The 22,896-nt window shown below is 75.0% G+C and carries 15 protein-coding genes, 3 tRNA genes and 1 pseudogene; 9 read left to right on the plus strand and 10 right to left on the minus strand.

The annotated features are described in order from the left end of the window. Positions 1 to 91: 91 nt before the first annotated feature. Positions 92 to 289: a hypothetical protein gene (locus ABT263_RS12670; RefSeq protein ID WP_329488661.1), complete on the minus strand. Its 198-nt coding sequence runs from the start codon at positions 287 to 289 to the stop codon at positions 92 to 94. A gap of 102 nt (positions 290 to 391) precedes the next feature. Between ABT263_RS12670 and ABT263_RS12675 the strand changes: the two genes are divergently transcribed. Both ABT263_RS12675 and ABT263_RS12680 read left to right on the plus strand, forming a co-directional pair. Beyond that, positions 392 to 781, plus strand: coding sequence for a DUF4259 domain-containing protein (locus ABT263_RS12675; protein WP_352290473.1), 390 nt, complete (start codon positions 392 to 394; stop codon positions 779 to 781). A 228-nt stretch (positions 782 to 1,009) separates the two neighbouring features. After that, entirely contained in the window at positions 1,010 to 2,671 is a 1,662-nt protein-coding gene (locus tag ABT263_RS12680) for a long-chain fatty acid--CoA ligase (RefSeq protein ID WP_352290475.1), read from the plus strand. Positions 2,672 to 2,736: 65 nt separating this feature from the next. Here ABT263_RS12680 and ABT263_RS12685 read toward each other — a convergent pair whose 3' ends face one another. Further along, entirely contained in the window at positions 2,737 to 6,396 is a 3,660-nt protein-coding gene (locus ABT263_RS12685) for a hybrid sensor histidine kinase/response regulator (RefSeq protein WP_352290477.1), read from the minus strand. A gap of 176 nt (positions 6,397 to 6,572) precedes the next feature. On the opposite strand from ABT263_RS12685, the gene ABT263_RS12690 reads away from it, so the two are divergent. The 6 genes from ABT263_RS12690 to ABT263_RS12715 all read left to right on the plus strand — a co-directional run bounded on the left by ABT263_RS12690 (position 6,573) and on the right by ABT263_RS12715 (position 13,426). After that, positions 6,573 to 6,666, plus strand: a tRNA-Ser gene (locus ABT263_RS12690). 217 nt (positions 6,667 to 6,883) lie between these two features. Further along, positions 6,884 to 6,959 (plus strand) — tRNA-Arg (locus tag ABT263_RS12695). Between the two features lie 33 nt (positions 6,960 to 6,992). After that, positions 6,993 to 7,068: transfer RNA gene (locus tag ABT263_RS12700), tRNA-Arg, on the plus strand. 613 nt (positions 7,069 to 7,681) lie between these two features. After that, positions 7,682 to 10,939, plus strand: coding sequence for an Ig-like domain-containing protein (locus ABT263_RS12705; RefSeq protein WP_352290479.1), 3,258 nt, complete (start codon positions 7,682 to 7,684; stop codon positions 10,937 to 10,939). Between the two features lie 184 nt (positions 10,940 to 11,123). Beyond that, entirely contained in the window at positions 11,124 to 12,389 is a 1,266-nt protein-coding gene (locus ABT263_RS12710; protein WP_352290481.1) for an SPFH domain-containing protein, read from the plus strand. After that, positions 12,386 to 13,426 carry a C40 family peptidase gene (locus ABT263_RS12715; RefSeq protein WP_352290483.1) on the plus strand — a complete coding sequence of 347 codons (1,041 nt, stop codon included), beginning with the start codon at positions 12,386 to 12,388 and terminating at the stop codon, positions 13,424 to 13,426. Before ABT263_RS12710 ends, ABT263_RS12715 begins: the two co-directional genes overlap by 4 nt. Before the next feature lie 62 nt (positions 13,427 to 13,488). Here ABT263_RS12715 and ABT263_RS12720 read toward each other — a convergent pair whose 3' ends face one another. After that, the gene (locus ABT263_RS12720) at positions 13,489 to 14,454 is read right to left on the minus strand and encodes an aldo/keto reductase (RefSeq protein ID WP_352290485.1); all 966 of its coding nucleotides are present in this window, start codon (positions 14,452 to 14,454) and stop codon (positions 13,489 to 13,491) included. A 173-nt stretch (positions 14,455 to 14,627) separates the two neighbouring features. Between ABT263_RS12720 and ABT263_RS12725 the strand changes: the two genes are divergently transcribed. Continuing rightward, on the plus strand, positions 14,628 to 14,828 hold the full coding sequence (locus tag ABT263_RS12725) for a hypothetical protein (protein ID WP_329488653.1): 201 nt from the start codon (positions 14,628 to 14,630) through the stop codon (positions 14,826 to 14,828). Positions 14,829 to 14,882: 54 nt separating this feature from the next. On the opposite strand, the gene ABT263_RS12730 is transcribed toward ABT263_RS12725, so the two are convergent. From ABT263_RS12730 to pelF, 7 genes and pseudogenes are all read right to left on the minus strand, one after another. Next, positions 14,883 to 15,911: an endo alpha-1,4 polygalactosaminidase gene (locus tag ABT263_RS12730; protein WP_502885793.1), complete on the minus strand. Its 1,029-nt coding sequence runs from the start codon at positions 15,909 to 15,911 to the stop codon at positions 14,883 to 14,885. Positions 15,912 to 15,933: 22 nt separating this feature from the next. Continuing rightward, the gene (locus ABT263_RS12735) at positions 15,934 to 16,629 is read right to left on the minus strand and encodes a spherulation-specific family 4 protein (protein WP_329488652.1); all 696 of its coding nucleotides are present in this window, start codon (positions 16,627 to 16,629) and stop codon (positions 15,934 to 15,936) included. Next, on the minus strand, positions 16,626 to 17,531 hold the full coding sequence (locus ABT263_RS12740) for an NAD-dependent epimerase/dehydratase family protein (protein WP_352290487.1): 906 nt from the start codon (positions 17,529 to 17,531) through the stop codon (positions 16,626 to 16,628). The genes ABT263_RS12735 and ABT263_RS12740 overlap by 4 nt, the downstream gene beginning before the upstream one ends. A 134-nt stretch (positions 17,532 to 17,665) precedes the next feature. Then, positions 17,666 to 18,373: pseudogene (locus ABT263_RS12745) on the minus strand (nucleotidyltransferase family protein); the annotation flags it as partial. A 73-nt stretch (positions 18,374 to 18,446) separates the two neighbouring features. Next, positions 18,447 to 19,439 carry an SDR family NAD(P)-dependent oxidoreductase gene (locus ABT263_RS12750; RefSeq protein WP_329488650.1) on the minus strand — a complete coding sequence of 331 codons (993 nt, stop codon included), beginning with the start codon at positions 19,437 to 19,439 and terminating at the stop codon, positions 18,447 to 18,449. A 75-nt stretch (positions 19,440 to 19,514) separates the two neighbouring features. Then, positions 19,515 to 21,047, minus strand: a complete 1,533-nt coding sequence (locus ABT263_RS12755) for a hypothetical protein (protein ID WP_352290489.1) — start codon at positions 21,045 to 21,047, stop codon at positions 19,515 to 19,517. Positions 21,048 to 21,274: 227 nt separating this feature from the next. Continuing rightward, positions 21,275 to 22,792, minus strand: a complete 1,518-nt coding sequence (gene pelF / locus ABT263_RS12760) for a GT4 family glycosyltransferase PelF (protein ID WP_352290491.1) — start codon at positions 22,790 to 22,792, stop codon at positions 21,275 to 21,277. Positions 22,793 to 22,896: the final 104 nt, after the last annotated feature.

Consider the following 22,896-nt stretch of genomic DNA (forward strand, 5'->3'; position numbering starts at 1 on the left):
TGCCCCCGCCCGCCCGCGCGGGTACGGCTCACCCGCCGGCCCCTGCCCGGCCACCCGGTGCGGTTCCGCGGCTCGGGCCGGCGGGCGCGGCTCAGTCCCGGAGGCCGAGGGAGAGCCAGCCGCGCCCGTCGCAGTCCCGGCAGGTCTCCGGGATGTGCCCGGTACCCGAGCGGTCGGCCCGGACGCCCAGCCGCGCCCGCGTCCGCACCCCGTCGGAACAGCACGGGCACGGCACGCGGAACCCGGCCGGCTCGGGCTGTACCCGGCGATCGTCATGACTGTCGCTCATGCCGCCCAGTATCGCGTGCCGCTGTCGGTGCGACCGGCCGCGGCAGTGTCAGCGCGGCCCGCTACAACAGGGCTGACCGATCGACCCGATCACGGAGGACTCATGGGCACCTGGGGCAGCGGCAACTTCGACAGCGACACGGCCGCCGATCACCTCGGCGAGTTCACGGCCCGGCTGATCGGCGAGGTCGAGCAGGCGATGGCCGGTGACCGGGTCGAGCTGGAGGCGGACGAGTACTGGGGCACGGCCGTCCCGTGCAACCTCGAACTGCTCCACCTGATCGCCTCCCGCCACTACGTCGGCGCCGGTCTGCCCGCCGCGGCCACGATCGAGGGCTGGAAGGCGGACTTCATGGCGGTCTGGGAGCAGAGCATCGACGGGCTGGAGCCCGCCCCCGGGCACAAGGAGGAGCGGCGGGCCGTCCTGCTGCGGACCTTCGACGACCTGGCGGCCCTGGCCGGCGAGCGCGAGCGGGACGGACTGGCCCCGTAGCGTCACGGGCGGCGGGCACGGCCCACGGACCCCGCCCCCGGCCGACGCGGCCCACGGACCCCGCCCCCGGCCGACGCGGCGAATCCGTGACCCGTGCAACGGCGCCGGAATGCTGACAGCGGGCAGGTGGAGAGGCACAATCGGGCTCGACTGCCGCTATTACCGCCCAGTAGCCGCCCGGTGACCGTCGCAGTCGCCGCCGCAGTGCCGCCCGGTCAAGGAGGACCCGTGTTCAGCACGATGCAGGACGTCCCGCTCACCGTCGCCAGGATCCTGGAGCACGGGTCGACCATCCATGGGCGGTCGACCGTCACGACCTGGGACGGCACCGGCCCGGTCGTCCGGACGTACGCGGAGGTCGGCGCGCGCGCCGCGCAGCTCGCCCACGCGCTGCGGGACGAGCTCGGGGTGACCGGGGACGACCGGGTGGCCACGCTGATGTGGAACAACGCCGAGCACCTGGAGGCGTACCTCGCGGCGCCGTCCATGGGAGCGGTGCTGCACACGCTCAACCTGCGGCTCCCGCCGGGCCAGCTGTCGTTCATCGTCAACCACGCCGCCGACCGCGTGATCATCGTCAACGGCACCGTGCTGCCGCTGCTGGCGGCCGTCCTGCCGGAACTCGCCCCCACCCTGAAGCACATCGTGGTCAGCGGCCCCGGCGACCGGTCCGTGCTGGCCGGCTTCACCGGCGCCGTGCACGACTACGAGGACCTGATCGCCGGACGGCCCACCACGTTTCCGTGGCGGACCGACATCGACGAGCGCCAGGCCGCCGTGCTCTGCTACACCTCCGGCACCACCGGTGACCCGAAGGGCGTGCTCTACAGCCACCGCTCGGTCTACCTGCACGCCCTCCAGGTCAACACCGGCGACAACTTCGCCTTCACCCCGCGCGACATCGCGCTGCCGGTCGTCCCGATGTTCCACGTCAACGCCTGGGGCATCCCGCACGGCGCCTTCATGTCCGGTGCCGGCATGCTGATGCCGGACCGCTTCCTCCAGCCGAAGCCGCTGGCCGAGATGATCGCCCGGGTGCGGCCCACCGTCAGCGCCGCGGTGCCGACCATCTGGAGCGGTCTGCTCGACGAGCTGGACGCGGGCGACTACGACACCTCCAGCCTGCGCATGGTGGTCATCGGCGGCTCCGCCTGCCCGCCCGCCCTGATGAAGGCCTTCGACGAGCGGCACGGCATCCGGGTCGTGCACGCCTGGGGGATGACCGAGACCTCGCCGCTCGGCGCCTTCGCCCAGGCCCCCGGCGGCCTCACCCCCGAGGAGGAGTGGCCGTACCGGGTCACCCAGGGCGTCTTCCCGGCCTCCGTCGAGGCCCGGCTGACCGGTCCGGGCGGCGAGCGGATGCCGCACGACGGCGTCTCGGCGGGCGAGTTGGAGGTGCGCGGGCCGTGGATCGCCGGCGCGTACTACGGCGGCGCCGGCCACGACCCGGAGCGCCCCGACGATAAGTTCTCCGAGGACGGCTGGCTGCGCACCGGCGATGTGGGCACCATCACCCCGGACGGCTACCTGACCCTGACCGACCGCGCCAAGGACGTCATCAAGTCCGGCGGCGAGTGGATCTCCTCGGTGGACCTGGAGAACCACCTGATGGCCCACCCGGAGGTGGCCGAGGCCGCCGTGGTCGCCGTCCCGGACGAGAAGTGGGGCGAGCGCCCGCTGGCCACCGTGGTGCTGCGGCCGGGCGCCACGGCCGGACTGCGGGAGCTGCGCGCGTTCCTGGCCGAGCGGATCGCCTCCTGGCAGCTGCCGGAGCGCTGGGCGATCGTCGACGCGGTGCCGAAGACCTCGGTCGGCAAGTTCGACAAGAAGGTCATCCGGGCCGGCTACGCGGCCGACGAGCTGGACGTCACGGTGCTCGGCAAGGAGTAGCGGACAGCGGCGGGAACAGCCGGGCCCGGGGGCCGGCCACCACGGGTGGCCGGCCCCCGGTCGTGTCAGCCGGCGGCCGCGACGCCCGCCTCGCCCATCGCGCCGATCCGCCCGAGCAGGTCGACGATCCGGGACTGGACGTCGGCGCTGGTGGAGCGCTCGGCGAGGAACAGCACCGTCTCGCCGGTGCGCAGCCGGGGCAGTTCCCGCGGGTCGAGGTCGACCGAGGTGTAGACGACCAGCGGGGTGCGGTGCAGCCGGTCGTTGGCGCGCAGCCAGTCCAGCAGGCCGACCCGGCGGCGGCGGATCTGGAAGAGGTCCATCACCACCAGGTTCGGCTGCACGCTGCTGGCGCGGGCGACGGCGTCGGTCTCGTCCACCGCGTGCTCGACGTGCATGCCGCGCCGCTCCAGGCTGCTGATCATGGCGGCGGCGATGTCCGGATCGCCCTCGACCAGCAGCACCCGGGGGGCGTGGTTCTCGCCGTCGCGGGGGGCGAGGGCGCGCAGCAGCACGGCGGGGTCGGCGCCGTACGCGGCGTCCCGGGTGGCCTGGCCGAGGCCCGCGGTGACCAGGACCGGGACCCTGCTGTTGAGGGCGGCGGTGCGCAGCGACTGCAGGGCGGTCCGGGTGATCGGGCCGGTCAGCGGGTCGACGAAGAGCGCGGCGGGGAAGCCGGCGATCTGGGCGTCCACCTCCTCGCGGGAGCGGACGATCACCGGCCGGTAGCCGCGGTCCTGCAGGGCCTGCCGGGTGGCCGGGTCGGGCTCGGGCCAGACCAGCAGCCGGCGCGGGCCGCCGTCCCCGGCCGGGACGGGGCGTGCGGGGTGCTCGACGGGGTCGTCGTGACCGGCGGCGGGCAGTTCGGCCATCGGGCGCGGCGCCGTCCTGGCCTCGGGCGCGGCGGGCAGTTGCGGTGCGGCGGCCGGCGCCGCCGGGGCGGCCTGGAAGGCCTCGGCCGGTCCGGCCGGAACGCCCGTACCGGAGCCGCCCGGAGCACCGGGGGCGCCGAGCGGGCGCGGCGGAGCGAGCTCGGCCAGGCCGGTGCCGACCGGCTGCGGGCCGTCCGGGCCGGTCGTGGCCGGTCCGTCCGAGCCGGCGGCGGGCAGCGCGGGCCGGGCGAGCTCCAGGGCGCCGGGAGCGCCCTCGGCCGTTCCGTGCGCCGACGGCGGCTGCGCGGCGGCCTCCCGGGCCTCGGTGTCGGGGCCGGGCGGAACGGCCAGCCGGCGGCGCCGGCCGGTGGGCGGGGCGGCGGGCGGCTGGGGCGGGGCCGGCGCGGGACCGGCGGGCAGCGCGTGCTCCAGGCCGGGGTAGACCGGGGCGGACTCGGGCATGCCGGGCAGCGCGAACCCGCCCGACGAGTCCTCGTTGGCCGGCAGCGCGCGGCGCCGCCGGGACGGCTTCGGCTCCTCCGCGCCGTCGCCCTCCGCGCCTGGCCGGCCGAAGGCCTCGGCACCGGCCGGAACGCCCTCGGCCGGGCCGACCGGTACGCCGGTCGCCGGGGTGCCGCCGGCCGGCGTACCGGCGGCGGGGGTGTCGGCCGGAGCCGGTGGGGCGGGGTCGGCGGGTGGGGTGCCGGGTCCGAGCGCGAACGGGCCGCGCGGCGCCGCCGGAGCGGCCGCGGCGGGCTCCTCCGGGAGGCCGTCGACCGGCACCGCGTACGCGGTGCCGGACCGGCCGTCGTCCTTGCCCCACGGGTCGCTCGGCTGGGCGGTGGTGGCGCTCGCGCCCTGGCGCCCGTAGGCGGGGTCGTTGCCGGTGCCGTTCCACTGCTCGGGGACGGCCCGCTCGACCCGTGCCGGGGCGTTCGGCCAACGGTCGGCGGCGGCCGCCGCGTCGGCCTCGGGCAGGGCCTCGGGCACGGCCTCGGGTTCGGCCGCCGGCCGGCCCCGGCGCCCGCGCCGCTCGGCTACCGGTGGCTGCGCCGGCTCCTCGTTCACGGCCTGCTCCGGTCCGGGCGCCGGGTCGGACGCCCCGGCGGGCGCCGGGCCGTCGGCCGGTGCCTTCTCGGTGTCGTCCTCGGGGCGCCGGGCCGCGGGCAGCTGCGGGATGCCCGGCAGGTCGGGCAGCACCGCGCTGTCGCTCTCCTTGGGCCGGTCCGACCGGCCCTCGGCCGAGGCGCGTTCGGCGGCGGCCTTCGCCGCGACCGGGTCCAGCGGCAGCTCGACGACGTACGTGGTGCCGGCCTTGCCGGGCAGCTCGTGCGGCTGGAGCACGCCGCCGTGGCGCTCGACCACCGTGCGGGCTATCGGCAGGTGGACGGGGCTGCCGCCGCGTCCGGGGCCGCGGATCTCCACCCGGGCGACGTCGCCGCGCTGGGCGGCCGCGAGCACCACCATCGGGGCGTCGCCCTCGGCCGGGGCCGGCGCGGCCGTCCCGGCGGGGTTCAGTCCGGGGGAGCCGACGGCGGGCGGGGCGTCGAGCGAGAGCGCCACCCCGCTGACGTCGGCGACCAGGTGGGCCAGCGCCTGGGCGAGCCGCTCCCGGTCGGCGATCACCTCGACGGCGGCGGCGTGCACGGAGAACCGCACCCGACCCGCGCCGACCAGCTCGCCCGCGTGCTCGACGGCCTTGCGGATCACCTTGTCCAGGCCGACCGGCACCCGGTCGGCGGCGGGCTTCGCGCCGTCCTTGTCGTCGGCCGGGCCGCCGGCCGCGTTCTCGGCCTCGGAGCGCTGGTGGGCCAGGACGCCGTCGATCAGCTTGCCGAACCGCCGGCACTCGTCGGCCAGCCGTCGCAGCGTCCAGTTGGCCTCCGGCCAGAGCTGGCCGGCCGGGTCGGCGGCGAGCGCGTCGATCCGCCGGTGCAGCGCGGTCAGGGCGCCGCCCAGCTCGCTCTCCAGAACGGCGGTGAGGTGTTCGTTGCGGGCGACGAGGGCCAGCTCGCGGCTGCGATCGGTGAAGGTCATCACCGCGCCGACGAGCTGGTCGCCGTCGCGCACCGGGGCGGTGGTGAGGTCGACGGTGACCGGACGGCCGTCCTTGCGCCAGAGCACGGTGCCGCGCACCCGGTGCTTGCGCCCGGAGGTCAGGGTGTCCAGCAGCGCGGACTCCTCCAGCGCCAGCGGGGTGCCGTCGGCCCGGGAGTGCTGGATCAGCGGGTGCAGCTCACGCCCGCCCAGCTCGCTCGCCCGGTACTCCAGGATGTGCGCGGCGGCCGGGTTGACCAGCACGCAGCGGCCTTCGAGGTCCACGCCCAGCACGCCCTCGGCGGCGGCCCGCAGGATCATCTCGGTCTGCTTGTGCTGACGGCGCAGCTCCGCCTCGACGCCGAGCCGGCTGGAGAGGTCGCGGACCAGCAGCAGGAGCAGGTCGCTGCCGGAGGGCCGGGAGCCCTCACGGTACGGGTCGTAGGGGACGAGCGGGGAGAGCGCGTAGCCCCGCCCCTCGCTCGCGCCGTCGTCGGCGAAGTCGTTGCCCGAGACCTCGACCGGGAACGTGCTGCCGTCGGTACGGCGGGCGGTCATCCGGACCGGGCGGTCGAGGGCGTCGTCCTCGCGCGGTTTCGGCCGCATCGAGCCGGGGATCCGGCTCGGGTCGAACTCCGGCAGCAGGTCCAGTACGCCCATGCCGACCAGTGAGGTGCCGGGTGTCTGGAGCGCCTGGACCGCTGCGCTGTTGGCATCGACGACCGTGCCGTTGCTGTTCACCAGCAACAACGCGTCGGGCAGGGCGTCGAGTATGGCGGCGAGGCGAGCAGCGCCTCGGATCGGCCTGCTGCTCACGTCGACAGGTCTCCTCGGCTCAGGGCAGCTCCTCCGGAGAAGGCAGTATCTCATTCTTCTTTGCGGCGGGGACGACCCGCCTAGTAACGTTGGCGGTGGTTGGTGCCGGGCCCTCGGGTTGTGGCATCATCACTGGCACACGGAGCGAGTCCGCCACGCGGGCGCGATCCATGTGGGGAGGCTTCGCCTAGTCCGGTCTATGGCGCCGCACTGCTAATGCGGTTTGGGTCTTAAAGCCCATCGAGGGTTCAAATCCCTCAGCCTCCGCCAGCCGGGAGCCCCGTCGACGATCACGTCGGCGGGGCTTCTCGCATGTCCGGGGCCCGGTCGGGGCCGGGCCGGACGCCGAGCGCGCCCGGTCGCGGAGCGCCGGGGGATCGGGCCGCCGCCCGGTCGTTCCGGGGCCCGGATCAATCGATTTCGCCCCGCGTCGCAGGTCATGTAATGTTGTCCCCGCAACGCCCCGCTGGCACGTTCACCAGGGCGAGCGCTCATAGCTCAACGGATAGAGCACTTGACTACGGATCAAGAGGTTGCAGGTTCGAATCCTGCTGAGCGCACCAAACCTTCGCAAGACCGGGTTCTGCCCGGCACTTGCGCTCATAGCTCAACGGATAGAGCACTTGACTACGGATCAAGAGGTTGCAGGTTCGAATCCTGCTGAGCGCACCAGCGAGAAGCCCCCGGCCACCGGCCGGGGGCTTCTCCGTTTTCCGGGCGCGTGTCGGCCATCGGCCCCCGCTCGGCCCGGGCGCTCGGCCCGGCTCCGGACCGCCCGGCCGTCCGCCGCGGCCGGACTGAGGGCTCCGGGTTCCGGTTTCCGGGTTCCGGGCGGCCGGGCCGTGGGCGCCACGGCCGGGCTCGGACGGCTGCCGGTGGAGCCCCTCGGCGAAGCCGGTCCTGTGGGCGAACGGTCGCGAAGTCGCTCCCGGCGTGGATAGGTGCGGGCGCCGGCTCCGCCGAGCGCACCGGTCGTTCGCACCGGTCGTCCGCACCGGTGGTGCGCAACGGTCGTGCGCAACGGAGCGCTCGACGCACGGTCAGGTACCGGTCCGCGGCGCCCGATCGGAATCCCCCGGATTCCCCGCGATACGCCGCTAATGGATGAAATCCATTCCCTTCGGGTACATCCTTTCCTGCCGGTCGGATGACCGCCGAACGGGTGGGACCCGGCCGATAGCGCAGGTGTCGCAGTATGACCGGCCCAGGATCGTGATTCCGTTTTGTCAGATCTTGTGCCCAGACTGCCCGGCCACCCCGGCAGCCGATACCGAAGGAGAGCCGGATGAGCCGACAGTTCCCCCGCGATGCCGCCCTGTCCGCCCCGGCCCCGGCCCGGCCCGCGCACCGGACGGGAGGGATGCGGCGGCCGCGTCTGGTGGCGGCCGGTGCCTCGGCGGCTCTGGCGGCCGCGCTGCTGATCGGCTGGAACCCGCCCACCTCCGCCGCCCAGCAGTCCCCCGACACCTGGTCGGGGGACCGGAGTGCCGTCCTTCCCTCCGGCCTCACCGTCCACATCGATTTCTCCGCCGCCCCGGGATTCGACGTCGCGGCCGAGCCGGGGGAATTGGCCGAGCGGTTCGGCGGCGGTCGGGCGGCTGCCCTCTATACGGACGGACTGCGGCCCGGAGATCCCGCGCAGACCTTCCGGATCACCGACAACCGTCCGCAGACGGACGGTTCCTGGCGCACGGTCGGAACACTCGGCATCGCCTTTTCCCGGCCGGTCCGCAATCCCCGCCTGCACGTCAGTGGACTCTCCGCCGTCGCCACCGGAAAGGGCGGGGCCACCAGCACCGTCTCGCGTCTGTCGCTCACCGGCGGCTCACCGGGCGCACCCGCCCTGGTCAACCGGACCGACTGGCCGGGCTGGACCGTCGACGGCAACAGCCTGGCCCCCGCCGGAGCGGGCGCCGCCGCCGACGCCGGATCCGCCGCCGAGGGCAGCCTGGAGCTGGCCGGGACCTTCCGCACGGCCGTCTTCCGGGTCGAGCAGCGCTCCACCGCCCGGGCCGGCTCCACCGCCGCGCCCGCGCCGGCGCCGCTCCTCCAGGCCTACACCGTCACCCTGGACGAGGGCGTCGGCACCGCCCCGCAAGGCTACGACAATGCCTCCCACCTGCTCTCCGACCTCTTCCTCGGAGCGGACGCCGGCGGCGCCGCCCGGCTCGGCCGGCGGGCCGCCACCACCGGCACGACCCCGCTGGTGCCGCCCGCCACCCCGGCCGGGGGTAGGGACGCGGCCGGCGAGCCGCTGGTCCAGCTCGACCACGGCGCCGGCCGGCGCAGCGTCTTCTCCAGCCCGGCACCGCCCCGGCTCCAGCCCGGGCGCGGCGAGTACCAGGGCGGCGATCCGGCCGTCGGCTACCCGGCCGAGGCCGCGATCGGCCGGTACTACCGGGTCACCGTCCCGGTCGCGGTGGGCGGCGCCCCCGCCACCCTGGCCGGCTGGGTCGACTTCGACCGCAACGGCCGGTTCGACCCCGCCGAGCGGGTGCAGACCGAGGTCCCGGCCACGGCGGACAGCGCGACCCTGGAGTGGACCGTCCCCGCCAACGCGTCGTCGGGGGAGACCTGGGCCCGGCTGCGGATCGGCCGCGACGCGGCCCAGTTGGTGTCGGCCGGCGGCTTCGCCGACTCAGGGCAGGTCTCGGACCAGCGGATCAGGTTGACGGTCGGCGCCGCCCGGCCGGAGATCGCCACTCCGGTCGACGGCACCGTCGTCGCGGACGCCCGCCCGCAGGTGCGCGGTGAGGGGGCGGTGGCCGGAGCGACGGTCGAGGTGCGCGACGGGGACGCGGTGGTCTGCAAGACCCGGGTCGAGAAGGGCGGTGACTGGTCCTGCCGGCCGAGCGGGCCGCTGACCGCGGGCGCGCACACCCTCACCCCGGTCGAGACCACCAGTGGCGGGCTGGTGCTGCGCGGCGATCCGGTCCGGGTCACCGTGAAGACCGCCCCGCCCACGGCTCCCGTGCTCACCCTCCCCGAGTACACCAACGACCCCGGCCTCCAGCTGACCGGCACGGGGGAGCCGGGCAGCACCGTCTCGGTCACCGACCGGCCGGCCGGGGCACGAGGCGGCGCCGGCGCTGGTGCGGGCGGCGAGCTGTGCAGCACGGCGGTGCGGTCCGACGGCGGGTGGTCCTGCCTGCCGGTGGAGAACCTGCCGGACGGGCGCCACCAGCTGACGCCGAACGCCGTCGACGCCGCCGGGAACCGGACGCCGGGCCAGGTCTTCACGCTGGTCGTCGACACCGTGCCGCCGGACCGGCCGGTGCTGACCACGCCGGCGGCGGGCGAGACGGTCCGGGTGGCGCGCCCGAAGCTGGGCGGCCGGGCCGAGCCCGGGGCCCGGGTGATCGTCACCGCCCGGGCCGGCAGCTCGGCCTCGGCGGAGCGGATCGTGGCCTGCGGTGCCACCGCCGCCGTCGACGGCAGCTGGACCTGCGCGGCCAACCGTGACCTGACGGACGGCGAGCAGTGGCTGGTCGTCACGGCGACCGACCTGGCGGGCAACGGGACGGCGGCGGACGCGGTCACCGTCCGGGTCGCGGCGGCCGTCCCGCCCGCGCCGGGGACGCCGTCCCCTGCGCCGTCCCCTTCGGTGGCCTCGCCGTCGCCCTCGGCGCCGGCGTCCACTCCTGCGGCGGCGTCGACCGTCCCGGCGGTTCCGGTGCCCGGCGCGCCGTCACCGTCCGCTCCCTCACCGTCCGTTCCGGCACCGTCTGTTCCCTTGGCGTCGGGGCCGGCGGTCGCGGTGCCGTCGCCGGTGGTGCCGTCCTCCGCGCCCGCCGTGGTGGCGCCGTCCGCGTCCGCGGCGGCTCCGGCTCCGGCGGCGGCTCCCACACCGCCCGGGCCCGCCGTCTCGCCCTCGGCCGACCGGCCTACGGCGACGGCCCCCGCCGTGCCCGTGCCGACGGTCTCGCCGTCGGTGCCCGCCCCACCGAGCCCGTCCGTTCCCACTGCCCTGTCCGTCCCCGCTGCCCCCACCGCCCCCGCCGCCGAGCCCGTCCTGGAGCCTGTCCTGCCCGGGCTGCTGCCGATCGTCGTCCCGCCCGCCGCCGGGACGGTGCCCCCGGCCAGTGCGAGTGCGAGTGCGAGCCCGGGCGCCGGACCGGCCCCGAGCCCGAGTGCCGGGGCGTCCGCCTCCGGTGCGACCGGCACGGCCACCCCGGCGGCCCCGGCGGTGTCGACCTCACCGGCCGCTTCGACAACTCCAGCCACTTCGGCCGTCCCGTCGACCGCCCCCACCGCAGCCGTCCCCACAGCCGCCGCCACCGCCACCCCGACCGCCGGGGTCGCGCCGGCGGTGCCCGCCGGGCAGGTCTCGCCCGAGACCTCCCGGGCCCTGGCCGCACCCCCGGCCGAGCAGTCCGCGGAGCCCTCCCCGGGGAGCGGGGCGACGCAGGCGCAGCCCGCGTCCGACCACTCCCGGTCGGAGGGCTGGCGCGCTGGGCTCGCAGGTCTCCTGCTGCTGCTCACCGGGGTCGGCCTGATCACCCGCCGGGTCTTCGCCCGAGGCCCCGGTGCCCGACGACGCTGAACCGCTCCGACCATCCGCTCATGTGCCTGCGCGTCAGATCGGCTACGGATGATTCGTCAGTAAATGTCGACACGCTCTATCGCAAATGTCGCATTTGATGACGTATGAACTTAGCCTGACTCTGGCACTGCCCGTCAGATCCGGGCCGCCCGTTGCGCGACACACCGAACCCGAGGATCCGTGCATGGACGTCACCCGCGATTCTTCGCAGCGACCCGACAATCTGCCCAAGGCGTTGCCACCGACCCTGCGGGAACGTTCCGCCTCCGGCTCCAGCCCGATGGCGAGGGCGCCCAAGACGGGCAAACCCGTCGACAACGGGCCGGCGACCACGCCGCTGGCGGTCGTCCCCGGTCCGGCGGTCACGCCGGTCGACCTGCGCGACCCGCTGGAGACGGCGGTCCTGGAGGCGGTGGAGCTGCCGGAGGCCGCCCCGGCGGCCCCGGCCGACGCGGTCACCGCGACCACCTCCCGCCGGCCCCCGCGCGCCGACCAGGCGCTGCGCGAGCACGGAGCCGCGGTGCTGCCCGGCTGGATCGCGCTGCTGGCGCTGCTGGCGGGGGTGACCGCCGTCGTGCTGGTCCTGCTGAACGACGGCGTCATCCCGTCCTGGGAGGCGCTGCCCGATCTGCGCGGTGCCGCCGCCCGGGCCAGCGGCGGGGCGGAGGTGACGGTGCGGTCCGGCGTCGCGGTCGGCGCGGCCGGTCTGCTGATCGTCCTCGCGCTGGCCGGGCTGCTGGCCAACGCGGGCGGTGAGACCAGGGTGCTCAGCCGCTGGGGCCGCTACCGCGGCACCGTCCGGCGCACCGGTCTGGTCTGGGTCAACCCGCTGCTGCGCCGGCGCCGGGTGGACGTGCGGCTGCGGCACTGGCGCAGCGAGCCGGTCAAGGTGGTCGACCGGACCGGTACGCCGATCGTCGTGCGGCTGCTGATCGTCTGGCGGGTCAAGGACACTGCCCGGGCGCTGCTGGCGATCGAGGACCACGAGCACTACCTGCGCGAGCAGGTGCAGGCGGTGCTGACCCGGACGGCGTCCATGCTGCCGTGCGACAGCAACGCGGCACCCGGCCCGGCGCTGCGCGACGGCCAGTGGTTCGCCGACGAGCTGACCAGGGCGCTGGCCGCCGAGGTCGCCCCGGCCGGGCTGGAGGTCTACTCGGCGCAGCCGCTCGCGCTGGACTACGCGCCCGAGGTCGCCGAGTCGATGCGCCGGCGCCGGCTGGCCGACCTGGACGCGGGCCTGCGCACGGTGCTGGTGGACGACGCGGTCGAGGCGGCGGCGCTCGCCGTCCGCCGGCTGGAGCGCGCGACCGCGCACGAGCTCGACGAGGCCGCCCGCAGCGCTCTGATGGAGCAGTTGCTGGTCGCCTTCGTCGCCCCGGCCGGAGTGGCCGCTTCGGTACCGTCCCCGGCCGCCCGGGCCGGGCGGAAGGAAGGACGACCGGCATGAGGATAGCCATCGGCACGGAGACCGGTTTCGAGACCGACGTCGAGGCCGAGTTCGAAGCCGACTTCGAGGCGGAGTTCGCCGGTGCCGGCGCCGCGCTGATCGGTTTCGAGGAGACCCTCGGCAGCATCCCCGCCGTGGCGGGCTGCGGCTGCCCGAACTGCGCGGCCCGGCCGCGCACTGCCCGCCCGGCGGCCGGGACGTCCGGTGGCGCGCGAATACACCGCGCCGTGCGGACCACCTGCCTGGCCACCACCGTGCTGGCGGGAGCCGGCGTGGTCGGTCTGACGGCCGGTGCCGGGTCCGCGCACGCCGCGCCCGGCAAGCAGGGCTGGGACGGCTCGAAGTACTGGTTCAAGGCCGCGAACGGCACCTGGCGCTGGACCGGCCACTACGACGTCTACGCCGCCCGTACCGGCGTGACCGGCGCGACCGGCGCGTCCGGCAAGGCGGCCGTTTCCAACGGCGCCGCGTCCACGCCGGCGCCCACCTCGTCGAGCTGGTCGTCCTCAGGTCTGCGGCAGGGCTGGGACGGCTCGAAGTACTGGTTCAAGAACGGCAGCGGCGAGTGGCGGTACACCAGCCACTACGACGTCTACCTCAGCCGCACCGGCGGGACCGGCGGCGGGTCGGACCCGGCGCCCGACCGGCCGGCCGCCGGCAGCGGGCCGTCCTCCCGCAGCACGCAGTCGGCGATCGACTACGCGCTCGCCCAGCTCGGCAAGCCCTACGTCTGGGGCGGTGACGGCCCGTCGGGCTTCGACTGCTCGGGGCTGGTCCAGCAGGCCTACCGGCGCAGCGGCATCAGCCTGCCGCGGGTGGCGGACGACCAGTACGCGGCCACCACCCCGATCACCGCCGGACAGCTGCACCGCGGTGACCTGCTGTTCTGGTCGGACAGCGGCCGGGCCTCCGGGATCCACCACGTGGGGATCTACCTCGGCGGCGGAAAGTTCGTCGAGGCGCCCCGCCCGGGGAAGACGGTGCGGGTCTCCACCCTCAGCAGCGGCTTCTACCCGACCCATTTCGGGCGCCCGTAACGGCGGGTCCGGCGCGGCGGCCCCCGAGCGGATCGATTCCGCCGGGGGCCGCCGCGCCGGGGTCAGGCGGAGGCGGCGTCCAGCAGGGCGAGCTGCTCCGGGGTGAGGCGCAGCGAGGCGGCGGCCAGCAGCGGCGGCAGCTGCTCGACCCGGCGGGCGCTGGCGATCGGCGCGGCGACCGTCGGGCGGGTGGTCAGCCAGGCCAGGGCCACCGTGGCGATTTCCGCCTCGTGCTCGGCGGCGACGGTGTCCAGCGCCTCCAGCACCTTGGGGCCGCGCGGGTCGGCCAGGTAGCGGGAGGCACCCTCGGAGCGGGCGCTGGCCACCTCGCCGCCGCCGAGCCGGTACTTGCCGGTCAGGAAGCCGGAGGCGAGGGCGTAGTAGGGCACCGTGGCCAGGCCGTGCGCGGCGACCACGTCGGCGAGCGGGCCCTCGAAGGTGGCGCGGGAGACCAGGTTGTAGTGCGGCTGGACGGCGACGTACGCGGCCAGGCCCTCGCGCTCGGAGAAGGCCAGCGCCTCGGCGAGCCGCTCGGCGCCGATGTTGGAGGCGGCGATCTCGCGGACCTTGCCCTCCTTCACCAGGTCGTCCAGCGCGGTGATGAACTCCTCCACCGGGGTGTCGTCGTCCTGGTGGGTGTAGTAGAGGTCGATGTGCTCGATGCCGAGCCGGCGCAGTGAGCCCTCGACCGAGGACTTGATGGTGGCCGCGCCCAGGCCGCGCGCCTCGGGGTGGAGGCCGACCTTGGTGGCGATCACCAGGTCGTCGCGGTTGCCGCGGCTGCGCAGCCAGTCGCCGATGATGCTCTCGGACTCGCCGCCGGTGTTGCCGGGCACCCAGGAGGAGTAGGTGTCGGCGGTGTCGACGAAGTTGCCGCCGGCGGCGGTGTAGGCGTCCAGGACGGCGAACGACTGCTGTTCGTCGGCCGTCCAGCCGAAGACGTTGCCGCCCAGGGAGAGGGGGTGGACGGCGAGGTCGGAGGTGCCGAGCCGGACCCGGCCGGGGGCGTCACTGTGGATTCCGGTCATGACCCGAGTCAACCGGATCGCCCGGACCGGCATTCCGTGGTCGCGGCAGAGTTCACGTGCCTGTCGTACTCGCCCCGCCCCGCCCCGCCCCGCCCGGGCCGGCGGGTGGGGCGGGGCGCCGGAGGAGGGTCCGGGGTGTCGGCGGGGTCGGCGGATTCGTTAGAGTCCGTGCCATGGCTGACAACGACTACGACCCCGCCGGCAACACCCAGATGTTCCGGGCGTTCGTCGACGAGACCCCGGCACCCCAGGCTCCGGGCTCCGTCTCCACCTATGGCAGCAGCAGCGGCGGCAACCGGACCGGCCTGATCGCCGTGATCGCCGTCGTCGCGCTGGTCGTGGTGGGCGCCGTCATCTGGCTGGCTGTCAAGTAATCCGTCCGACGGAGTGCCTGGCGGGCCGGTCCGCCCTGCTGCCCCGACGGGGCCTCAGCAGGGCTTCCGCCAGGCGTCCAGCTCCAACTTCTTCTGCATGGAGCTGAGGCCCAGCGACTTGGTCCGGGCACAGAACTTCTCCGTGCCGAGCTTGTACTCGACGTGGAAGACCGCTTTCCCCGCCTGGATGAAGGGCGAGAGCCGGGCGCACTCGTCGAACTGCGCGCACTCCTCGTTCACGGCGAAGTCGAAGTCGGGCAGCAGGGCGGGGATCTGGTCCAGGTCGTTCTTCAGGCCGATCGCCATGCCGCGCTCATGGGCGAGCGAGGCCAGCATGCGGTTGTACCGCAGCTGGTCCTCGGCGGTCAGGGGGAAGCCGCTGTTCTGGTTGTAGGCCTCAATGGTGTCCGGTTCGACGGCGTCGAAGCCCTTGCTCCGGCACATGTCGAACCGGGCCGCCATCAGCGGCTTCAGCTGGTCCAGCTTGCGGATGTCGAACCACTTCTCGCCCTTCCAGCCGTTGCCGGAGCCCTGGAGGGCCTTGGTGAAGGCGGCGGCGTCGGGGCGGAAGTCCTCCCAGGAGCCGGCGTTGATGTAGCAGATCACCTTCCGGCCCTTGGCGTGCAGGGCGGCGACCACGGCGGCGTCGGTCTCGAAGCCGTCCACGTCGTAGACCGGGACGTCAACCGACTGGTCGACCCCGCCGCCGAGTTGCCACTGCCAGGCGAGGCCGGGGGTGGGCTGCCAGCGGGCGCCGGCGGGCTGCGCCGGCGTGCCCGGGGTGCCGGGCACCGAGGGGGTGCCCGGGGCCGGCGGCGTGCCCGGTGTTCCCGGGGCGCTCGGCGTGCCCGGGGTGGTCGCGGGCGCCGGGGTGCCGGGGTCGCTCGGCGTCCCGGGGTCGGTCGTCGCGGGTGCGGACGTGGTGCCCGGGACGGGTGCGGCGGTGGCCGCGGGCGGCTGGGAGCCGGTGGCGTCGGCCGAGGTGTCGTCCTCGTCCTCCTGGCCCGAGCTGCTGCACGAGGTCAGCACCAGGGCGGTGGTCAGGGCGAGGGCGGCCAGCAGGGGCCGGGTGGGACGGGTCACGGTACTCGAACTCCGGGTGGGGTCAGGTCGGTTCGGTGACGGCCAGGGCGTGCGGCAGGGTGCTCCAGGGGTTCTCCCCGGCGCCCGGGACCGCGCAGCCGACGCCGGCCCGGCGGGCGGTGATCAGCGCGGCGGCCTCCCCGGCCTCCTCGGCGGGGACGTCGTACACCAGGTGGCAGAACCGGGCGGCGGCGTGCCGGCCGGTCCAGACCGGCAGGGTCATCGCGCGGTACGCCTCCCAGTCCCCCTCGAAGGTGACGAGCAGGTCGGCGAGCCCGACCTCGGCGTAGCCGGGGTCGGGGTGGTCGCCGTGGCCGAACACCACGGTCGCGCAACCGGCGGCGCGGGCCGCGGTGGCGAGCCGCCGGTAGTGCGCCAGCGCACCCGGGTGGGTGGCGACCTGGTCGAGGTAGACGCCGGTGATGCCGTGTCGCTGACGGTACGTCAGGATGTCGTCTACCACGGCGGCGTGGGGTCGTCGGCCGTAGTCGGTGTCGGCGTAGCCGAGCAGCGGGAGGCCCGCCTTGCGCAGCTCGTCGGCGGCCTCGGCGAAGACGTTGTCGGGGACGGCGCCGGGGCCGTCGGCCAGGTTCAGCACGACGGCGGCGATCCGGCCCGGGTCGGCGGCGGCGACCGCCTGCCAGGCCGCCGGGTCCACCGCGGGGTGGACGTACAGCGGCACCAGCAGGCGGCCGTCGACAGGGCTCGCGCCGGTCATCCGGTGACCAGGGGATCGGTGCTGAGCCAGAGGTCGCGCAGGGTGTCGGCGAGGTCCGTCTCCGGGTGCCAGCCGAGCTCCCGGGCGGCGGCCGAGACCTCGGCCTGCTGCCAGGAGACGGCGGCCGAGCGCTCGGAGCCGGCGCCGCTCTCGTCGATCCGGCCGGTGAACCCGGCCGCGGCGGCCAGGCCGTCCGCGATCGCCCGGACCGGCTTCGCCCGCCCGGAGGCGAGGTTGAGCACCCGGGGCAGCGGGTGCTCGGCGGCGACGGCCAGGCCGACCGCGCGGGCGACGTCCCGGGCGTCGACGAAGTCGCGGTGGGCCGAGAGGTCCCCGACCTCCACCACGCCGTCGGCGCCCTGCGGCGCGGCCCGGCGCAGCTCGGCGGCGAGCCGGCCGGGCAGCGAGCCGGCCGGTGCGCCCGGTCCGACCGGGTTGAACACCCGCAGCACCACGGCGTCCAGCGGCGAGCCGGCCACCGCGAGGGAGCCGGCCAGCTTGGTCGCGCCGTAGACGCCGACCGGGCGTGCGTCGGCGTCCTCGGCGAGGGAGCTGCCGGGCTCGCAGACGCCGTACTCGCCGGCCGAGCCGATGTGCACCAGCCGGGCCTTCGGCGCGCCCTGGGCCAGGGCCTCGCAGAGCACGGCCGGGCCGCGCGCGTTGACCTCGGCGAGCGTGACCGCGCTGCCGGACACCGCGCCGGCGAAGTTCACCACCGCGTCCGGGGTGAGCGCGGCCAGCTCCTCGCCGAGCGGACCGGCCTGCGCGGTGGCGAGGTCCAGGCGCAGGTCGTGGTCGGGCCGCCGCCCGGCGGTCAGCACGGTGGCTCCGGGCAGTGACCGCAGGACGGTGGCGGCGTGCCGGCCGAGGAAGCCGTCCACGCCGAGCAGCAGGATTCTCACGCGGCCCGTCCGTCGTTCTCGGGGCCCGTCGCGGCGGAGGCCGTCGGCTGCCCGTCGGCGGCGTCCGCCGCGGTGCGGGCGGCCGGGACCGCCGCTCCTGGGCTGTTCGGCACGGCGTACAGGCCCTCGGGCTCGCCGGGGAGCAGCACCGAGCGGTTGAGCGCGAACTCGGCGTTGGCCCGGTCGTAGTCGTCCGGGCGGCCGATGTCGAGCCAGTAGCCGCCGAACTCGTAGGCGGCCGGCGGGGTCTGCGCGGCGAGCAGGTCGAGGACCAGCTCGTCGAAGCCCAGCGGCAGGCCCGGGGTGTAGGCGGCGAGCGCCGAGCGCGACACGCCGTAGACACCCATCGAGACCCGGTAGTCGATGGTCGGCTTCTCCTGGAAGCCGGTGATCGAGCCGGACTCGGTGGTCAGCACACCGAAGTCGATCTTGACCTGGCGGGCGTAGGTGGCGATGGTGAGCGGCGCCCCGGAGGACTCGTGGTGCTTGAGCACCCCGGCGAAGTCCAGGTCGGTGAGGATGTCGCCGTTCATCACCAGGAAGTGCTCGGGCAGCCGGTCCTGCATGGTGAGCAGCGGGCCCATGGTGCCGAGCGGGCTGTCCTCGACGGCGTAGCCGACCCGGAGCCCCCACTGGGAGCCGTTGCCGACGTAGGCGCGGATGATGTGGCCGAGGTGGCCGATGGCCAGGGTGACGGAGGTGAAGCCCGCCGCGGCGAGCTGGCGCATCACGATCTCCAGGATCGCGTGCTGGTCGCCGATCGGGACGAGCGGCTTGGGGAGGGCGGTGGTGTAGGGACGAAGGCGAACGCCCTTGCCACCGGCCAGGATCACTGCGTGCATGGTGTTTCCCCCACGGAAGTATGGTGCGACAGGAGCCTTGTGGTTGCCGGTGCTGCCAGTGAGGTGCGGCAGGTCAGACGTTGTAGATGTCGGTCTTGTAGCGCGCCAGGTTGGCGGGGTCGCGGAAGAACTCGATGGTCTGCTCAAGGCCCTGCTCCAGGGAGAACTCGGGGGCCCAGCCGGTGGCCGTGCGCAGCCGGGTCGCGTCCGCGACCAGGCGCATCACCTCGGAGTTGGCCGGACGGATGCGCTGCTCGTCCTCCTTCACCGTGAGGTCGGCGCCCATCAGCTTGCCGATCAGGACGACCAGGTCGCCGACCGAGATCTCGCCGCCGGTGCCGGCGTTGAAGGTCCTGCCGACCACGGTCTCGGCCGGGGCGGTGCCGACCGTGCGGAAGGCGTTGGCGGTGTCCTTCACGAAGGTGAAGTCACGGGTCGGGCGCAGGTCGCCCAGGGTGATCTCGCGCTCGCCGGCGGCCACCTGGGCGATCACGGTGGGGATGACGGCGCGCATCGACTGGCGCGGGCCGAAGGTGTTGAACGGGCGCAGCGTGACGACCGGGGTCTCGAAGCTCGCGTAGTAGCTGTCGGCGAGCCGGTCCCCGCCGGCCTTGGAGGCGGCGTACGGGGACTGGGTGTTGATCGGGTGGTCCTCGGTGATCGGCACGGTCTGCGCGGTCCCGTAGGTCTCGCTGGTGGAGGTGTGCACCAGGCGCGGCACGTCGAGGTGGCGCACCGCCTCCAGCACGTTGAGGGTGCCGGTGACGTTGGTGTCGACGTAGGAGTGCGGAGCCCGGTAGGAGTACGGGATCGCGATCAGGGCGGCCAGGTGGTAGACCGCCTCGGTGCCCTTGACCAGGCCGGTGACGGAGCCCGGGTCCCGGACGTCGCCGAGGACGATCTCGACGGAGTCCAGCACCTCCTTGGGGAGGGTCTCCAGCCATCCGAAGGAGGAGAAGGAGTTGTACTGCACCATGGCGCGGACCTGATGGCCGTCCGCGACCAGGGTCTCGACGAGGTGGGAGCCGATGAAGCCCTCGGCTCCGGTAACGGCGACGTTGCTCATCCGGTAGATCGCTTTCTGCTCTGGTACGGGTGGGGACGGCTGGGCGCGGAACGGTGGTGACCCAGCACTGGTGGTTCAGCGGTGCCTGGTGGTGCGGCCGAGCACGGGCCCGGCGATGGCGGTGAGGACCGCGGCCGCGGCCCCGCAGCCGATCAGCTGCAGGACGGTCGGGTCGACACCGGTCAGCAGTCCGGCGCACTCGGCGCCCGCGGCTGCCAGACAGATCAGGGCGGTGCTCCAGCTGAACCCGAAGGCGTTCAGCAGCAGCGCCAGCCAGAGGGAGCCGCCGAGCAGCAGCAGCGCACCGAGCTCCGGGACCCCGAGCGCCGGGGCGCCGGGCCAGAGCACGGTGGCGGCGGCGTCCAGCGCGGCCACGGTGGTGAGGTAGATGAACAGGCAGCCGAGCAGCACGCCGGCGGTGCGGCGGGCGAACGCGGCCGGGGTGTGGCTGGTCCGCAGCCCGGCCACGGCCATCGCCCGGTAGCGGAACAGCAGCCACTCGGCGAGCCCGAGGCTGAGCGTCAGCGCGATCATGGCCGGCCCCGTCGGGCTGGCGGACGCGCCTTCCGCGGCCCCGGTGCGGACCGCCTGGTGGACGGTCGTGCCGAGGCCGGCGATCATGGTGAGGGTGCCGACGGCCAGGCCGAACAGCAGGTGCGGCACCTCCTTGCGGAGCGGGAGCCTGAGCACCGTGGTGTCCTGCTCGCTGCGCAGACAGCGGACGATCTCCCGGCCGGCCAGGCCCACCGCGAGCGCGAGCGAGGCCAGCAGCACGACCGTCCGGACGAGTTGCGGCACGTCCACGGCCAGCACCACGCCGGCCCCGATCGCCGACGGCGCCAGTGCCACCAGCAGGAACTTCTCCCGCCCGAGCACCAGCAGGACGGTGGCCGCCGCCAGGTAGCCGGACTGCCCGGCGGCGAAGCAGAGCGCACCGAGCGGACCGCCGATCACGTACCCGGCGACGGCGGCGACCAGTGCGCCCAGCGGTGCGCCGACCGCCAGGCAGACGCCGGCCGCACGCCGCCGGCCGCGGCCCAGCCAGGCGTACGAGCGGTGCGCCAGCGCCTGGTTCCACGACCAGCTGACCAGGGTGGCGACGGAGAGCGCGAGCATCCCCGAGGGGAGGCCGAAGCGCATCCGGGTGGCCGCGAACAGGTTGGCGCCGAGCAGGTAGCCGAGGCCGGGCAGGGCGAACACCAGGCCGCGCACGACGCACCGCCAGGGGTCGGCCCGCCAGGGGTTGGCGAACTCGGAGCTCGGGCCCGGGTAGCGGCGCTCGACCTTCTCGAACAGCTCCTCGGCGACGGTGAACGCGTCGGGGCGGCCGTACAGCAGCCCGGCCTGCTCGTCGGAGAGGCCGTCGGACTCCAGGAAGGCCGCGATCTCGTAGGGGTGGACGGCGTCGGCGCAGACGTCGGCGAGCCGCTCGGCGAGCTCGTCCAGCGGGTCCGGGGAGAGCTCCAGCTGCTCCTCGGGCTCGGGGACGGGCCGCTGCGCGGGCAGCACGGGCCGGCGGCGCCCCCTCGGGAGGGTGCGCAGCTGTACGGTCTGCTCGGCCCAGTCGGGGCCGGCCTCGTCGGGCACCAGGCGGAGCGGGCCGCTCATGCGCCCACCTCGCTTCGCTCGGCGGCCGCTTCGCGGGACGCGCGGCTTGTGATGGTTCGCTCCCTGCGGTCGTTCACGCGCCCACCTCGCTTCGCTCGGCGGCCGCTTCGCGGGACGCGCGGCTTGTGATGGTTCGCTCCCTGCGGTCGTTCACGCGCCCACCTCGCTTCGCTCGGCAGCCGCTTCGCGGGACGCGCGGCTTGTGATGGTTCGCTCCCTGCGGTCGTTCACGCGCCCACCTCGCTTCGCTCGGCGGCCGCTTCGAGGGGCACCGGGTCGTCCCAGTCCGCGTCGGACGCGCCGTCGGTGACGGCGACGACGCCGTTCGGGAGCCAGCGGGAGGTGCCCAGCAGCTCGGTGTAGATGCCGCGGAAGCCGTCGATGTTCTGGCGGAGCGTGAACTGCTCGATCACCCGCAGCCGGGCCTGCTCGCCGAGCCGGGCCCGGCGCTCCGGGTCGCGCAGCAGCTCGACGGCGGCGGCCGCCATCGGTTCGGGTTCGCGCGGCGGGACGACCAGACCGGTGTCGCCGACGGCCTCGCGCACGCCGCCCACGTCGGTCGAGACCGTGGAGCGGCCGCAGGACATCGCTTCGATCAGGGTGAACGGGAAGCCCTCGCTGATGCTGGAGAGCATCACCACGTTCCCCGCCGCGTACGCGTCGGTGATGTCCGCGACGCGGCCTTCGAAGGCCACCGAGTCGGCGACGCCGAGCTCGGCGGCCAGGGCTATGCAGCGGTCGCGGTAGGCCTCGCCGCCCTTGGGCGTGCCGCCGAACAGCCGCAGCCGCGCGTCGGGTATCTCGGCGCGGACGATGGCGAAGGCGCGGATCAGCGTCTCCAGGTCCTTGATCGGGTCGACCCGGCCGGCCCAGCTGAGGGTGGGCGTCTCGGGCTCCGGCCCGGCGGGCGGGAAGGCCGCCGGGTCCACGCCGTTGTAGACGGTCCGGATGTGCGCGGACGGCGTGCCGCCGCGCTCCTCCCAGCGCCGGTTGTACCGGTTGCCGGGGGTGACCAGCGCGGCCCGCCGGTAGCTCTCCTCGGCGAGCATCCGGTAGAAGCCCAGCAGCAGCGCCTTGACCGGCCAGCGGTAGGGGCCGGTGCGGTAGCCGAGGTAGCGCTCGCGCAGGTAGATGCCGTGCTCGGTGAGGAGAAACGGTACGCCGTACTGCTGCGAGGCGATCAGCCCGGGCAGGGTGGCGAGGCCGCCGCTCGCCGCGTGCGCGACGCCGTCCTGGGGCGGCTCGACCGACAGCGGCCGCAGCGCGTGCTCCAGCAGGTCGGTGGCGTTGAGCGCGTCGTGCAGGGTGGGCCGGGAGACGCCGGTGGAGAGGTAGTCGCGGGTCCAGACGTGCTGGAGGGTGCGCAGGGCGCGCTCGCTGCGCAGCGCCGGGCTGAGCAGCCCGCGCCGGGCGAGGTCGGCGAAGCCGTACAGCTCGGTGCCGAAGTGGGTGGTGTAGACGGGGTCCAGGATGGAGTGCAGGAAGCGCTCGTACGCGTTGAGGAAGCGGCGCATCTCGCGGCCGCGGGGTGCTCTGCCGTCGGCGGCAGGGCCCCAGAGCGGTGCGGTCGTGACGGACCGCACGTTGGCGGGCAGCTCCCAGGCCAGCGGTTCGTGGCCGGTCCCGGTGACGGCGATGACGTCGAAGTCGACGTCCGGCATGCCCTGGACGAGCTGGTCGCACCAGACGCTCACGCCGCCGTGCTGGTGCGGGTACGTCCCCTCGGTGAGCAGGGTGACGCGCATTCCTGTCCCCCCTCCTGTCCTTGCGTCAAGCGGCCGGCCTGGACGGCCGGGCCCGGTGGCCGGTGGCGGGGCGGGCCGTCGCCCGTCCCACCACCGGTGTCACC

Source organism: Kitasatospora sp. NPDC001603, from assembly GCF_040298365.1.
In the GTDB taxonomy this organism is placed as follows: domain Bacteria; phylum Actinomycetota; class Actinomycetes; order Streptomycetales; family Streptomycetaceae; genus Kitasatospora.